Origin of the sequence: Paraburkholderia sp. RCC_158, assembly GCF_041355255.1 — a bacterium.
GTDB lineage: Bacteria > Pseudomonadota > Gammaproteobacteria > Burkholderiales > Burkholderiaceae > Paraburkholderia > Paraburkholderia graminis.
The window spans coordinates 217256-231877 of the sequence record NZ_JBFUPM010000004.1 but is presented as its reverse complement, the minus strand read 5'-3'; the positions used below and the strand labels follow the sequence as shown (position 1 = coordinate 231877).

12 protein-coding genes are annotated in these 14622 nt (G+C 63.4%); 10 read left to right on the top strand and 2 right to left on the bottom strand.

What is annotated here, in order from left to right; genetic code table 11:
- The first annotated feature begins 54 nt into the window (after window positions 1-54).
- Genes AB6809_RS10470 through AB6809_RS10430 form a run of 9 tightly spaced genes read left to right on the top strand, consistent with a single transcriptional unit; the run spans window position 55 to window position 10082 of the window.
- Window positions 55-780 (top strand): GntR family transcriptional regulator, encoded by a 726-nt coding sequence (locus AB6809_RS10470; RefSeq protein ID WP_006051450.1) that lies wholly within the window; start codon window positions 55-57, stop codon window positions 778-780.
- Between the two features lie 31 nt (window positions 781-811).
- Window positions 812-1618 (top strand): SDR family oxidoreductase, encoded by an 807-nt coding sequence (locus AB6809_RS10465; RefSeq protein ID WP_006051451.1) that lies wholly within the window; start codon window positions 812-814, stop codon window positions 1616-1618.
- Window positions 1619-1633: 15 nt separating this feature from the next.
- Complete coding sequence (locus tag AB6809_RS10460; RefSeq protein WP_006051452.1) at window positions 1634-2566, top strand: 3-keto-5-aminohexanoate cleavage protein; 933 nt, start codon at window positions 1634-1636, stop codon at window positions 2564-2566.
- A gap of 16 nt (window positions 2567-2582) precedes the next feature.
- On the top strand, window positions 2583-3362 hold the full coding sequence (locus tag AB6809_RS10455; RefSeq protein ID WP_371026575.1) for an N-acyl homoserine lactonase family protein: 780 nt from the start codon (window positions 2583-2585) through the stop codon (window positions 3360-3362).
- A gap of 39 nt (window positions 3363-3401) precedes the next feature.
- The gene (locus tag AB6809_RS10450; protein WP_029970761.1) at window positions 3402-4541 is read left to right on the top strand and encodes a sugar ABC transporter substrate-binding protein; all 1140 of its coding nucleotides are present in this window, start codon (window positions 3402-3404) and stop codon (window positions 4539-4541) included.
- A gap of 10 nt (window positions 4542-4551) precedes the next feature.
- Window positions 4552-6075: a sugar ABC transporter ATP-binding protein gene (locus AB6809_RS10445; RefSeq protein ID WP_371026574.1), complete on the top strand. Its 1524-nt coding sequence runs from the start codon at window positions 4552-4554 to the stop codon at window positions 6073-6075.
- 10 nt (window positions 6076-6085) lie between these two features.
- A complete protein-coding gene (locus AB6809_RS10440; protein WP_371026573.1) occupies window positions 6086-8185 on the top strand; it encodes an ABC transporter permease in 2100 nt (699 codons plus the stop codon).
- A gap of 15 nt (window positions 8186-8200) precedes the next feature.
- Complete coding sequence (locus AB6809_RS10435; RefSeq protein ID WP_371026572.1) at window positions 8201-9142, top strand: 3-hydroxyacyl-CoA dehydrogenase; 942 nt, start codon at window positions 8201-8203, stop codon at window positions 9140-9142.
- A 37-nt stretch (window positions 9143-9179) separates the two neighbouring features.
- The gene (locus AB6809_RS10430; protein WP_006051458.1) at window positions 9180-10082 is read left to right on the top strand and encodes an SMP-30/gluconolactonase/LRE family protein; all 903 of its coding nucleotides are present in this window, start codon (window positions 9180-9182) and stop codon (window positions 10080-10082) included.
- 172 nt (window positions 10083-10254) lie between these two features.
- Here AB6809_RS10430 and AB6809_RS10425 read toward each other — a convergent pair whose 3' ends face one another.
- Both AB6809_RS10425 and AB6809_RS10420 read right to left on the bottom strand, forming a co-directional pair.
- Window positions 10255-11628, bottom strand: a complete 1374-nt coding sequence (locus AB6809_RS10425; RefSeq protein WP_371026571.1) for an FAD-dependent oxidoreductase — start codon at window positions 11626-11628, stop codon at window positions 10255-10257.
- Between the two features lie 110 nt (window positions 11629-11738).
- On the bottom strand, window positions 11739-13388 hold the full coding sequence (locus AB6809_RS10420; protein WP_371026570.1) for an FAD-dependent oxidoreductase: 1650 nt from the start codon (window positions 13386-13388) through the stop codon (window positions 11739-11741).
- Window positions 13389-13596: 208 nt separating this feature from the next.
- Here AB6809_RS10420 and AB6809_RS10415 point away from each other — a divergent pair, with 208 nt between their 5' ends.
- Window positions 13597-14568: a GlxA family transcriptional regulator gene (locus tag AB6809_RS10415; RefSeq protein ID WP_029970767.1), complete on the top strand. Its 972-nt coding sequence runs from the start codon at window positions 13597-13599 to the stop codon at window positions 14566-14568.
- Window positions 14569-14622: the final 54 nt, after the last annotated feature.

Sequence of the window (14622 nt, the reverse complement as noted above, 5' to 3'; positions counted from 1 at the left end):
ACAGGTCACACTTGCAGCGGAATCTCACATCGCAGCGAATCCACGGAGGCATTAGTGGCGCCACGCACGAGTTCAGACCTGCCCGAGCTTCAGCTCGTGGCGCGTGAAACGATGGCCGGTCGCGTCTATGCGCAACTCAAGGAAGCGATCATGACCGGACGCTTCGCGCCAGGACAATTGCTGAGCCTGCGCAGCGTGGCGGACGCGGTCGGCTCGTCCACCATGCCGGTGCGTGCGGCGCTCACACGCCTGCAAGCCGAGGGCGCGCTGATCGACGGACCGGGCCGCGCGCTCATCGTCCCTCCCATGACAGTCGAACTCCTCGAAGAGTTGCGCGACGTGCGTATCGCACTCGAAGGCGCCGTCGCAAAGCGGGCTGCGACTCGCATGAGCCGCGAAGATCTCGCTGTGTTGCAACAGGTATTCGACACCATGAACGCGCACGTCGAAGCGGGCGATGTGCCGGCCTATCTGCGCAGCAACTTCGAGTTTCACATCGCGATCTATGCGCACGGCGCGAGCGATATCACGCTGTCCACGATTCAGAACTTGTGGATGCGCATCGGCCCGTTTCTGAATCTCGTGGCCCCCGACATTCCGCACATGCGCAGGTCGATGGATGCACACCGCCATATCGTCGAGGCCCTGTGGCGCAGCGACGGCGAGGGAGCGCGCGCGGGCATCGAGCAGGACATCGGCGAAGCCGCCGCCGATCTGAAGGAGCGCTTGCAAAGCGCGATACAGGACGGCGAAGACCCCGGCGAACAGGCACGCGCCTGAGTTGTAAAAACACGGACAACGGAGACAGACAATGACGGTTCTTCAGATGCTGAAGCCGCACGCGGGCTTGCGCGTGCTTATCACGGGCGGCGCATCGGGCATCGGCCTCGTGATGGCCCAGGCGTTCATCGAAGCAGGTGCTCGCGTGCATGTTTGCGATGCGAGCCAGCAGGCGATCGACGCGCTTCAAAAAGCCCAGGAAAGTGTCGAACTGAACCGCATCACCGCGACGCTCGCCGACGTGGCGGATCGCGCGGCCGTGGAGCGCGTTTTCGTCGATGTGCAGGCGGAGCTTGGCGGTCTCGACGTGCTGGTCAATAACGCAGGCATTGCCGGGCCGACCGGCGGCGTCGACGAGCTCGACGAGCAGGAATGGAACAACACGGTCGACGTGAATCTCAACGCGCAGTTTTATTTCGCGCGCCGCGCGGTGCCGCTTCTCAGGCAGGCGCGCGACGGCGGCACCATCATCGCGCTGTCGTCGGTGGCCGGGCGTCTTGGTTATGCGTTCCGCACGCCTTATGCCGCGACCAAATGGGCGGTGGTCGGCATGACCAAGAGCCTTGCCATCGAACTCGGGCCTTCGAATATCCGTGTCAACGCGATACAGCCCGGCATTGTGAAAGGCCCGCGCATCGAGCGCGTGATCGCAGCGCGCGCGAAGCAGCTCAAGCTTTCCTACGAAGAGATGGAGAAGCAGTATCTCGCCAAAATCTCGCTGCGCCGCATGACCACGCCGGAAGAAGTGGCCGCCACCGCGCTCTTTCTGTGTTCGCCCGCCGGCAGCGGCATCTCGGGACAAGCGATATCCGTCTGCGGCAACGTCGAATTCCTCTAACCGCACGAGGCTCACATGGCAACGAAACGCAAGGTCATCATCACGTGCGCGCCGACGGGCGCAATCCATACACCGTCGATGTCGCCGTATCTGCCGGTCACTCCTCAACAGATCGGCGATGCCGCGCTTGCCGCGGCGAAAGAAGGCGCTGCGATCATCCATCTGCATGCGCGCGATCCGGACGACGGTCATCCGACCCAGGACCCCGCCGTGTTCCAGGAGTTCTTGCCGCGCATCAAGGCCGAATGCGATGCAGTCATCAACCTCACCACGGGCGGCAGCCCGCATATGACGGTCGCGGAACGCCTGAAGCCCGCCCATCATTTTCAGCCGGAAGTGGCGTCGCTCAACATGGGCTCGATGAACTTCGGCCTGTATCCGATGCTCGAGCGCTTCAAGGAACTCAAGTACGACTGGGAACGCAAGCATCTGGAGAACAGCCGCGATCTGGTGTTCAAGAACACGTTCGCGGATATCGAATACATCCTGACGTCTTGCGGGGCGAACGGCACGCGTTTCGAGTTCGAGTGCTACGACATCTCGCATCTGTACAACCTCGCGCATTTTGTCGACCGTGGGCTCGCGAAGCCGCCGTTCTTCGTGCAAAGCGTATTCGGTCTGCTCGGCGGCATCGGCGCGCATCCGGAAGACCTCGCGCATATGCGCCGCACGGCGGATCGCCTGTTCGGCAAGGACTACGTGTGGTCCATTCTCGGCGCGGGACGCAATCAGATTCCGCTCGCGTCGATCGGCGTGGCGCAAGGCTCGAACGCACGCGTCGGCCTTGAAGATTCGTTGTGGATCGAGCCGGGCAAGCTCGCGGAATCGAGCGCGGCACAGGTACGCAAGATACGCCAGGTGATCGAAGGCCTGTCGCTCGATATCGCGACGCCCGCCGAAGCGCGCGAGATGCTTCAACTCAAGGGCGCAGCCAACACCAACTTCTGATAGCGGAGAGCGCAGCGTGAACGCCAGATTGAAAGTAGTCGCGATGCCGACGGGCTGGCTCACCGTCGATCGCTCGTCACAGGTGTACGGCCGCTATTTCGGACAGTCGATCAAGGTGCCGGTGTGGTCCACGGCGATTGTCGGCGCGCAGAAAAAGATCGTGGTGGATACGGGCATTCACGATCCGGGCTGGGTGTCGGACTTCGTGTGTCCTTGCGACCAGGCGCCGGAAGAGAAGCTCGAGCGCGCACTCAAACATTACGTCGGCTGGAGTGCGGACGAGGTCGACATTGTCATCAACACGCATCTGCATTACGACCATTCGGGCGGCAATACGCTGTTCAAAAACGCGCGCTTTATCGTGCAGGCGAAAGAATGGGAATACGCGGGCCAGCCTCTGCCGACGCAGGCCACTTACTACCAGGAGTTTCTGATCGGCCGCGAGCCGCTCGCGTATTTCCGCTGGCAGTTCGTGCATGGCGTCGCCGATATCGTGCCGGGCGTGCGCGTCGTGCCGACACCAGGACATACGCCCGGCCATCAATCGGTTGCGGTGGATACGGAAGACGGCGTGGTGCTGATCGCGGGGGATTGCGCGAACTGCATGGAAAACATCGTCGATCTGGTGCCGGTGGGCATCGTGCACGAGACGCTTGCGGAAATGGGCTCGCTCACGCGCATTCGCCAGATCGCCGATTACGTGATCCCCGGCCACGATCCCAACGTCGTGCCGGGCAGCGCGGGTATCGCATTGCCGGCCAGTGCGCGCTTGCCGCATGTACCGGTTTCTGGCTGAAGCGTAGTTCGACACAAAAAACGAACATTGGAGGATGACATGAAAGCATGGACGCAATCTATTCGTCGTGCGGGACTGACGGCGCTCGGTATCGGTATGGGTATCGGCTTCGCTGCGGCGCTCGCTGTCTCGGGCGAGGCGCATGCGGCGGGCAAGTACAAGGTGTTCCTGTCGATGAGCTATGTCGGCAACGACTGGCAGACCGAGGCCGCGAACATGGTCAAGGCGATGGCGAACACGCCCGCGCTGAAGGACAAGGTCGATCTCGAGGTGCAGGTCGCGGGCACCGACGCGCAGAAGCAGATCCAGCAGATCAACTCGATGGTGCAGGCGGGCGCGAAGGCGATCATCATCTATCCGATCTCGCCCACGGCGCTGAACCGCGCAATCAAGAACGCCTGCTCGAAGGGCGTGGTCGTCGCGGCCTACGACGGCGAAGTGACCGAACCGTGCGCCCACAACGTGACGATCGACCAGCACCAGGCCGGCACCGTCACGGCGGAATGGCTCGCGAAGACGCTGAACGGCAAGGGCAACATCGTGCTGATCAACGGCGTTCCGGGCACGTCGGTGGATCGCGCCCGCACCGAAGCCGCCAAGGCCGTGTTCGCGAAGTATCCGGGCATCAAGGTCGTGGCGGAAGGCACGGGCATGTGGAGTCAGGCCACGGCCAAGACCGAGCTGTCGAAGATTCTCGCGACCAATAGCTGGGACAAGATCGACGGGCTGTGGATGCAGGTCGGCTGCTTCACCGCCGCGTCGATGCAGCTCGATGCCGGCATCGCCGACGACAAGATCAAGCCCTGCGCGGGTGAGTCGTCGAACGGTCATCGCGTGCAGATGCTGCCGCCTGGCGAGGTGAAAGGGCAGGGCGCCTATCGCTCGATCGGCTACCGTTCGATTTCGTATGGCGCGCCGCCGTATTCGGGTGCAATGGCGCTCAAGATGGCCGTGCAGAAGCTGGACGGCAAGGACTTCCCGCAGCGCATCACGCTCAAGCTGCCGCTCGTCGAAACGCCGCAGTCCAGGCTGTGCAAGACCGGCAGCATCGACGAACTGAAGGCGGGGTGCACGGCCTTCATGCCGGACAAGGTGCCGCCGGGCTGGTTCGCGGACATCTATTCCGAGGAAACCAGAGAGGTCGGCTTCAACGCGGCGCTCACGGGCAACCAGGACTGAGGACCTTGTCATGAGCGACGCATCTCTCGCCATCGACCTGTCGAACGTGACCAAGCGCTTCGGCGCCACCGTCGCGCTCGACGGCGCGTCGTTTCGCGTCAAGCGCGGTGCCGTGCACGCGTTGCTCGGCGAGAACGGCGCAGGCAAGTCCACCACCGTCAAGCTGCTGTCCGGGTTGATGCAGCCCGACGCGGGCACCATCCGCGTGATGGGCCGCGACCTGACGATGCGCGGCCCGCAGGACGCGCATCGCGCCGGCGTGCAGACGGCGTTTCAGGAGATGACGCTGGTGCGCGATCTCACGGTCGCGCAGAACCTGCTTCTGTCGTACGAGCCGACCGGGCTCTTCGGCCGCATCAGAACGCGCGAGGCGCAGCGCATGGCGGCGCAGTGGCTCGAAGAACTCGATCTGCCGGACGTGCGCCCCGGTGCGTATGTTCGCGATCTGTCCTTGCCGGTGCGGCAAAAGATCGAGATTGCGAAGGCGATCCTGCGTGGCCCGCAAGTACTGCTGCTCGACGAGCCGACTTCGTCGCTGTCGGGCGCGGACGTGGCGTGGCTTTCGCGCCGGATCGATGCGTTAAAGGCAAAGGGCGTCACGTTCGTGTTCATCTCGCACCGCATGCAGGAAGTGCGCGAGTTCTGCGACAGCCTCACCGTGTATCGCAATGGCCGCGATGTCGGCTCATTCGACACGCCCGACATTTCGGACGACGAGGTAATCCGCCTCGTCATCGGCCGCTCCATGGAAGCGAAATATCCGCCGAAGGTCGCGCCGCCGGCGCTGGCGCAGGGCCAAACCCGGCCGCCTGCCATGCAGGCGCGCCGCATCCGCGTGGACGGCATGGTGAGCGACTTCGACCTGACGCTTGTCGCCGGCGAAGTGCACGGCATCGCGGCGTTGCAGGGTATGGGCCAGCGCGAACTGTTCGAGGCGCTGTTCGGCGCCACCTATATCGACGACGGCGAAATCCGTATCGACGGCAAGCCGGTCACGCTGACCTCGACCGCCGATTCGCTGAAGGCCGGTGTGTCGACCAGTTTCCTGCCTGAAGACCGCAAGACCGAAGGTCTGTTTCTGCGTCTGCCCGGCGGAGAGAATGTGTCGCTGCCGGTGATCGGCCGGTATGCGCGCTTTGGACTGATCGACCGCAAGCGCGAGCAGGCCGCGATCGCCAGGTCGCTTGCGCAGATGGAAGTGAATCCGCGCGCGCTCTACAAGCCGTGCCTGTCGTTCTCGGGCGGCAACCAGCAAAAGATCGCAATGGCCAAGTGGATGCTCACGCAAAGCCGCGTCTGGCTCATGTTCGATCCGACGCGCGGCATCGACGTGGGCACCAAGCATCAGATTTTCGTGCTGATGCGCGCGTTCGCCGCGGCAGGCGGCGCCGTGCTGTTCTATTCGACCGATGTTCCCGAACTCGTCAATGTGTGCGACCGCGTGTCGGTGATGTATCGCGGCCGCAACGTCGGAGAATTGTCCGGCGATGCGCTCACGGAAGAAGCCGTGATGCGCAACATGCTTTCCAGCTGAGAGGTTGGCCATGAAAATAGCTATTGCGTCGCCCGACAGCGGGATCGTGCGTCGAGGCGCGGGCGCTGCCTGGGCTGCGCGAGTCGATCATCATCGCGGACTGATCATCGCGATCGGCGCGCTTGTCGCGATGCTCGTTGCGTGGGGCGCGCTGTCGGCCACGCCGGTGGGCGCGTACGACATCGGCTCCGTCATTTCCAGCGCGACGACGCTCGCGCTCGCCGCGCTCGGACAGACCATCGTCGTGCTGTCGGGCGGCTTCGATCTGTCCGCGTCGGCAGTCGTGTCGCTCGCCAACGTGCTCGCGGTGCGCTTCGTGCATGGCACGCCGCTTCAACAATGGGCGGGTGCGGCGCTGATTCTCGCGACAGGCGGCGGCATCGGTTTGATCAATGGCGCGCTGATCGCGTGGTTCCGCCTGCAATCCATCGTGGTCACGCTCGCGACCATGTTCATGGTTCAGGGCGTGACGCTGCTGATCCAGAACAAGCCTGGCGGCAGCGTCGGCGACGAGTTCGGCGCGTTCATCACATCCGATCTGATTGACGGGAAACTGCCGATGTCGGCCGGCGTGCTGATCGCCGCGCTGCTGATCTGGGCGTTTATCCGGCGCACGCGTTTCGGCGTCGGTCTGTACGCGCTCGGCAGCGACGCGGACAGCGCGTACGCCAACGGCATGCCCGTCACGCGCTATCGCATCATGACCTACGCGCTCGCAGGCATGTTCTACGCGGCGGCGGGCCTGTACGTGTCGGCGCAGACGGGCTCTGCCGATCCCCTCGTCGGCCGTCCGCTGATGCTGTCGATGTTCACCGCTGTCGTGCTCGGCGGAACGCTGCTCGGCGGCGGGCGGGGCGGCTGCGTCGGCACGGTGTTCGCCGCCATGACGCTGATGGTCACCGTGAATATCCTGCTGGTGCTGAACGTGTCGGCGTTCTTCACGACGATCGCGGAAGCGGTGATCCTGATTCTCGCGGTACTCGGTTCGTCGATCGGCAAGCAGTCGGCCGCGCATGAATGCGCGCGTCACGCGGCACAATGGCTGAGGGCGATGCGCACCGGCACGCGAGTGAAGAACGACGCTCATGCGCGGCGCGTGTCCTTCGAAGTGAGCGGTTTTCAGCCGATCGCCAACACGGAGCTGAAGGGCCGCGCGATTGCGGACTGGATCGAGCGCAACCGCGAGTGGGTGAAGTATGTCGTGCCGGCGTACCTGCTGTTTTTCGCGGTAGTGGTGATCACCGGCTTCGTGTATGGCCCAGCGGTGCTGACCAGCGCGAACTTCTACAGCAGCCTGCTGACGCTGACATTGTTCCTCGCGATTCTCGGCCTCGGACAGGGCGCCGTGATCCTGACCGGCGGACTTGATCTCTCGATGCCCTGGCTCATCACGCTGGCCGGCGTTCTTCTCACGGGCCTCACGCACGGCGCGAACGCGGCGGCGGCGTGGGCGGTCCCGGCCGTGCTCGGCGTCGGCCTGCTCGTCGGCGCATTCAACGGCGTGGGCGTCGTGATGCTGGGCCTTCCGCCGATCGTCGTGACGCTTGCCGCCAACGGCCTGCTGCAAGGTCTCACGCTGATCTACTGCAATGGCTCGCCGCAAGGCTGGTCGCCGTCCGCGATCAGCGAATTCACCAACGGCAAACTCGGGCCCTTGTCGTTCGCCGCATGGAGCGTGCCGGTGTTTCTCGCGCTCGCGCTGTTGTTGCTGCATCGCACGCCGTTCGGGCGGCGCGTGTACGCGGTCGGCAATTCGCAGATCGCGGCGAAGCTCTCCGGTGTGCGTGTCGGCACCACGCTGATCGCCGTGTACTGCCTCTCGGGATTGTGCTCGGCGCTCGTCGGTTTGCTGCTCGCCGGCTTCAGCTCGCAGGCGTTCCTCGGTATGGGCGATCCGTATCTGCTGCCGTCCATCGCGGTGGTCGTCGTGGGCGGCGCGCTGATCACCGGCGGGCGCGGGCATTATCTCGGCGTGTTCGGCGGCGCGCTGCTGCTGACCGCTCTCGGCACGCTGCTCGCGGGCACGACCGTGCCGCCCGCCGTGCGCGACATCATCAATGGGCTCGTCGTGCTGGCGGCCGTCATCACGCTGCGCGACCGGCGCGCATAACATCGGGACACATTCATGCAGACGAAGACGACAGCGGTAATCGGTTCGGGGCGCATCGGGCGCGCGTGGGCGATTGTGTTCGCGCGCAGCGGCTTCGACGTGAAGTTGCACGACGCCTCGCAAGACATGCTGAGGGACGCTGTCCCGGCCATTCGCGAAAGCGTGGAGGACCTCGCGTCGTTCGATCTGATCGACGAGCCGGTGGAGGCGCTCGTCGCGCGCATCACAACATGCGAGACCCTTGCCGAAGCGGTCGCAGAGGCGGATCTCGTGCAGGAGAACATTGCCGAAATCGTCGACGTGAAGCGCACGCTCTTTGCGCAGCTAGACCGCCTGACGAAGCCCGACGCGCTGCTTGCCAGTTCGACCTCGGGTCTGCCGGCATCCACGTTCACCGAAGCGTTGGAAGGCCGCGCGCGCTGTCTCGTCGCGCATCCGGTGAACCCGCCGTCGCTCGTGCCGCTCGTCGAGTTGTGCGGGGCGCCCTGGACATCGCAGGACACGCTCGAACGTGCTCGCGTTTTCTATGAGCAAGCTGGACAGAAGCCGGTCACGGTGAATCGCGAAATCTCGGGTTTTCTGCTTAACCGCCTGCAAGGCGCGGTGCTCGATGAGGCGTTGAGCCTCTACGAGCAGGGCTATGCGAGCGCCGCCGATCTGGACACCGTGATGCGCGACGGTCTCGCGATGCGCTGGTCCTTCATGGGCCCGTTCGAGACGATCGATCTGAACGCACCGGGCGGCGTGGCCGACTATGCGCAGCGCTACGGCGGCACATACCGCAGCATCGCCGAAACGCGCGTGCCTTTTGACTGGGCCGCCGCCACGCTGGACCGCCTCGATGCCGAGCGGCGTGCCGCGCTGCCGCGCGAGCGTATCGAGGAGCGCAGCCGCTGGCGGGATCGGCGTCTGATGGCGCTGCTCGCTCATCGGCGCGCGCTCAAGGACAACGAGTGAACCGAAGCGCCAACATCGTGCCAACAAGGAGGCGACGATGCCTGAAGTACGCTTGCTCGTGGATGCGAACAATCATCTTGGTGAAGGCCCGCTATGGGATGTCAAGGAGGAACGGCTGTACTGGATCGACAGTACCGCCGCGGAAATCTATAGCTGCCGCGCGGACGGCAGCGAGGTAAAGCGCTTTTTCGTGCCGCGTCATATCGGTTCGATGGCGCTGCGCGAGCAGGGCGGCGCGGTCGTGGCGCTTGCCAACGGCCTGCATTTTTACGACTTCGATGCGCAGACGGTGCAGTTCATCGCCGATCCGGAAAGCGACGATCCCGAGACCCGCTTCAACGACGGCAAGGTGGACCGGCGCGGCCGCTTCATCGCGGGCACGATGTCCTACGATTTCGACCGCTACGACGCGGATCGCGGCCAGCGCTCAACGCGCAGCGGCGGTCTGTACCGCCTGGATATCGACGGCACGCTGGCGCGGCTGGACTCGGGCATCAGCTGTTCGAACGGACCTTGCTGGAGCCCCGACAATCGCACGCTGTACTTCACGGACACGTATAGCAGGGAGATGTACGCGTACGACTACGACATCGAAACCGGCGCCGCCGGCAACCGCCGCCTGTTCGCATCGGCGCGCGACATGGCCGGCACTTTCGACGGCGCAACCGTCGATGAGGAAGGCTACGTCTGGTCCGCGCTGGTGTTCGGCGGGCGCATCCTGCGCTTCGCGCCGGACGGCAAGCTCGACCGCGTCGTCGAATTCCCGGTGCGCAATCTGACGAGCGTGATGTTCGGCGGCCCGAATCTCGACACGCTCTACGTGACGACGATGGGCCGCCCGATGTGGGGCATTCCGCAGAAAGAACGCGAGAAGGGCGGCTTGTTCGCGGTGACGGGGCTGGGAGTGCGCGGTTTGCCGGAGCCGCGTTTCGCTGGGTGAGAGAGCGGGCCGCCAACGTCACGCGATTCTTGCAAACTCCCCGGACAAAAGCAGTGTCGTTCGACATGGTTTCGCGCACGCCGTGCGCGGGCTGCATGCGGCGGGTTGGACCGGCCTGGGTAATCGCAGACAAGCAAGGAGGTTCATCGCTGCAAGTCTCTATCGCGGCTCCTCATTTGGGCGCACGCTGCGGCACCTTCGCAAGCAGGATATTGAGGCCCTCGGAGATCAACGGATGCGCAATGATTGCATCGCGCACGGCCGTATAAGGCAATCCGCCGAGCATCGCCATCTGCACCGCGGTCACTACCTCGCCGGCATTGGTGCCCAGCATCGCAAAGCCAAGGATAGCGTCTGAGTCCGCGTCGATCAGCATCTTCATGAAGCCCTTCGTCGCGCCGTTCGTCCGCGCCCGCGGCACCGCCGCCATCGGCAGCTTTGCAACACGTACCGCGATGCCGCGCGCCTTCGCGTCGGCTTCGCTGAGACCGATACGACCGAGTTCCGGCTCGATAAAGAGCGCATACGGAATGATTCTGTCGCGCGTGGTTTTCGCATCTCCCCCAGCAAGCTGCGAGCGCAACACGCGGTAATCGTCGAACGATGCGTGCGTGAACATCGGTGTGCCTGCGACCTCGCCGATGGCCCATGTGCGCTCTGCTGTCGTCGCGAGACGTTCGTCCGTTTTGATGAAGCCGCGCGCGTCGACTTCGACCCCGGCGGCGTCGAGGCCGATACCGGACGTGCCAGGGGTGCGGCCTGCCGCGACCAGAAGATGACTGCCGCTCACCGTGCTGCCGTTGTGCAGTACAACGGTCACCGACTCTCCCGACTTGCCCGTCACGCTGGCGGGTCTCGCGCCGGTTCTGATATCGATGCCTTCCTCTTTCAGCGCCGCCTCGATCGCCTCGGTGACGTCCTCGTCTTCACGCATCGCCACGCGTGGCGCGTCCTGTATCAGCGTGACCTTGCTGCCCAGTCTACGGAATGCCTGCGCCATTTCGAGCCCGATATATCCACCGCCGAGAACGATCAGGCTTTCGGGTAACGTCGTCAGCACCAGCGCTTCGACGTGCGTCAGCGGCTCGGCGGCCTTCAATCCTGGCACGTCGGGAATCGCCGCCGTCGTGCCCGTGTTGATAAAAGCATGTTCGCCTTCGATCATTCGCAGATCGCCGTCATTGGTTTTCACTTCGAGCCGGCGCGGTCCGACAAAGCGGCCCGTGCCCAGCACGAGTTCGAGGCCGGAGTCACGCAACGCGTTGCGATTGATTTCCACCATACCGTCGACCACGGCTTTCACGCGCTGCGACACTTTGGCCATGTCCGCGGCCTTGCCATCCTGTCGATGCAGTATGTATTCGGTGCGCGCGGTCTGGATCAGCGTCTTGGTCGGTATGCATGCCACGTTGATGCACGATCCGCCGATCATGCCTCGTTCGATCACGGCAACCTTGCGGCCCGCCTGCGCGAGTTCCATCGCCAGTGTCTTGCCACCTTTGCCGCCGCCAAGAAATACATATTCGAAGTGCTCGATCGTTGTCATCGCGGAGTTCCTTTTTGCCCGTCAACTATCATCGCCCGACCTCGGCGGTACCTTGAAAATCAGCACTAGCATCGTGCTGTGTGCTGCACGCCAATCCATCACGACGGCGCTTATGCCTGAGCGACCGTCCGCTCCAGTTGACGATGAATCTGCGCAACTACGGCAGCACCGTCTCCCACCGCCGCGGCAACACGTTTGGTCGAAGTCGAGCGGACGTCCCCCGCACAGAACACGCCGCGCACGCTTGTTTCATGCTCTTGCGACCCAGGTCCGGCGCCTTCGCCCGTAAGCACGAAGCCGTTTTTGTCGACGGCGACGCCGCATCCGTCAAGCCACGATGTGTTGGGAGATGCACCCGTAAACAGGAACACGTGTTCGGCGGATACAACCGACCGTTGCGTCCCGCTCAAAAGCTCTACTTCCTCGAGCGTCCTGGTGCCTCTCAGCGCGGTGATCTGAGTGCCGTACGTCACGTCGACATTGTCCAGAGCAGCGATACGGTCGATGAGATATTGCGACATACTGGCCTTCAGGCTTTGTCCACGTACCAGCATGCGGACTCGCCGCGCGCGCGACGCGAGGTACACGGCGGCCTGTCCCGCGGAGTTTCCGCCGCCGACCAGCAATACGTCTTGTCCCGCGCAAAGCTTCGCCTCGACCGGCGAAGCCCAATAGTATGTTCCTCGTCCCTCGAAGCGTTCCAGGCCCTGAATGTCGGGTCTGCGATAAGCCGCGCCCGAAGCGATAACGATCGTTCGGGACCGGATGGTCACGGCGGAGGACAAGCGCAGCGCGAACGGCGTTGTGCCGCAATCGAGGCTTTCCGCCTGAGCGGGAATGGCTACGTCGGCTCCGAATTTCTGTGCCTGTACGTACGCGCGGGCGGTGAGCGCATGGCCGGAGATGCCTGTTGGGAATCCGAAGAAGTTTTCAATGCGGGCGCTGGCACCGGCCTGTCCGCCTGGCGCACTATGATCGAGTACGATGACTCTCAGCCCCTCGGACGCGGCATAGACGGCTGTCGCCAAACCCGCCGGACCCGCTCCGACGATTGCGACGTCGTAGACATGCTCCGGATCGAAATCAGGGAGCCAGCCCAGCGCGTTGGCAAGCTCCGCTTCATCGGGTGCTCGCAAGATGGTCCCGTCTGGATGCAGCACGAGCGGGTAGTCGGCGTCATCGCGTACCCACTTCGCTACGTAACGGGCTGTGTCGTCGTCTTCTGACGACGCGCCGATGACCGCATGAGGAACATTGTTACGTCGCAGGAAACTTTGCAATGCGTGGAGGCGGGCGTTATGCGGTTGACTGACTATAACGATCCCATTGCCTCGCTCAATAAGCGCAACCCGCCTGAGAATAAGCGCCCGCATAATGCGCTCACCCAGCTCCGCTTCGGCGATCAGGAGCGCCCGCAGTCTGTCGGGGAGGATGTGAATGGCCGATACATCGCCGACCGCATCGCCGTCCACTATGCAGCGACCGCCGGATAGCTGTCCGACTTCCGCAACGAAGTGTCCCGGACCGTTTTCGCTAACGACGGCATGACGCCCGAACGCGTCGCGGCTACTCACGCGAATCATCCCGCGCAATACCACGCACATCCCGAACCCTGGCGCGCCGACTTCGAAGATCCGTTCCGATGTCCACGAACGAACAACGCCGTATTGACGCAGTCGTGCTAATTCGGCCTCGGTCAGTTGCGGATACTTCTGTTCATGACGGTCGGTAGCTGGCGCTAACCATGTGGAGCTGCTCATTTGCGTTCCTGCGGTTGCGTGCGCGATGGGAAGTTCCACGCGCCTGATTGAGCCGGCTATTACATCGACACAGACATCGACACAGCGCGCTGTTATGCCGGACGAGCGGCACGGTTTTGGCGGATAGGATGCTTATCATCCATGCCGCAGGCAGGCTTTTACAACGACATTTATACTCACGTTTTCGGACACCACGGCTGGCGTATTAATGCATCGGATTGGCTACTTCTTGACGGACGACTTCCAGGTCATGGCCATTGGGACCCAGACCGTATTTGAAATCGCCAACGTCGTTGCGCGCGAGCCTATTTATCATGTGACGAATTACTCGCTGCAGGGCGGAGAAATCCGCTCGTCGCTCGGCGTCTCCGTCATGACCAGGCCGGCCGATTCGAATGCGACGGCAGACACCTGGATGATCAGCGGCGTGGCCAATCCAACCGGCCGCACCACAACCGCCGAAGAACTCCGATTCATCAGCGAAGCGGCCGCGCGCTCACGGCGCACCGCGGGCCTCTGTACGGGTGCGTTCGTTCTCGCTGAAGCCGGGCTTCTAAACGGTAAACGCGCGACCACGCATTGGGCGTTCGCAGACGCTTTGCAGGCGCGCTGGCCGCTCGTTCAGGTCGAAGCCGACCGCATCTTTATCGTCGATGGCCCGATATGGACGTCAGCGGGTTTGACGGCGGCGATGGACCTGGCGCTTGGCCTGGTGGAGAAGGACATGGGTGCGGACTTCGCGACCAGGGTGGCGCGTGCGATGGTCATGACGCATCGGCGCTCGGGCGGGCAGTCGCAGCACTCTGAAATGCTGGCGCTCGCGCCAAAGTCGGACCGGGTCCAGAAGGCGCTCGAACATGCACGCCTCAATTTATCCAAACCCTTGCGCGTGGACGATCTAGCGAAGGCAGCGCATCTGAGCAGCCGGCAATTCGCGCGCATTTTTCTTTCCGAGACCGGCATATCTCCCGCGAAGGCAATCGAACGTCTGCGTCTGGAAGAGGCGAGAAATCTGATTGAACGTGGCCGTCATTCACTTGAAACAATTGCGCGCGAAACAGGATTTCGTGACAGGCGTCATCTCCGGGAAGTGTTCACGCGAGCCTATCAAATGACTCCGCAGTCGTTGAGAAGAGAGTCGCGGAATGTGACCGGTGACGATCACCCGATCGACGAATAGAAAGAGACGGCTTTAGTGCCGCTAGAAATTCGACGGGCTGCCAGTCGGTCATCG

Coding starts and splice junctions, on each gene's coding strand:
- AB6809_RS10445 (WP_371026574.1), top strand. CDS start 4,552: ATGAGCGACGCATCTCTCGCCATCGACCTGTCGAACGTGACCAAGCGC.
- AB6809_RS10425 (WP_371026571.1), bottom strand. CDS start 11,628: ATGACAACGATCGAGCACTTCGAATATGTATTTCTTGGCGGCGGCAAA.
- AB6809_RS10435 (WP_371026572.1), top strand. CDS start 8,201: ATGCAGACGAAGACGACAGCGGTAATCGGTTCGGGGCGCATCGGGCGC.
- AB6809_RS10430 (WP_006051458.1), top strand. CDS start 9,180: ATGCCTGAAGTACGCTTGCTCGTGGATGCGAACAATCATCTTGGTGAA.
- AB6809_RS10415 (WP_029970767.1), top strand. CDS start 13,597: ATGCATCGGATTGGCTACTTCTTGACGGACGACTTCCAGGTCATGGCC.
- AB6809_RS10420 (WP_371026570.1), bottom strand. CDS start 13,388: ATGAGCAGCTCCACATGGTTAGCGCCAGCTACCGACCGTCATGAACAG.
- AB6809_RS10440 (WP_371026573.1), top strand. CDS start 6,086: ATGAAAATAGCTATTGCGTCGCCCGACAGCGGGATCGTGCGTCGAGGC.
- AB6809_RS10460 (WP_006051452.1), top strand. CDS start 1,634: ATGGCAACGAAACGCAAGGTCATCATCACGTGCGCGCCGACGGGCGCA.
- AB6809_RS10465 (WP_006051451.1), top strand. CDS start 812: ATGACGGTTCTTCAGATGCTGAAGCCGCACGCGGGCTTGCGCGTGCTT.
- AB6809_RS10450 (WP_029970761.1), top strand. CDS start 3,402: ATGAAAGCATGGACGCAATCTATTCGTCGTGCGGGACTGACGGCGCTC.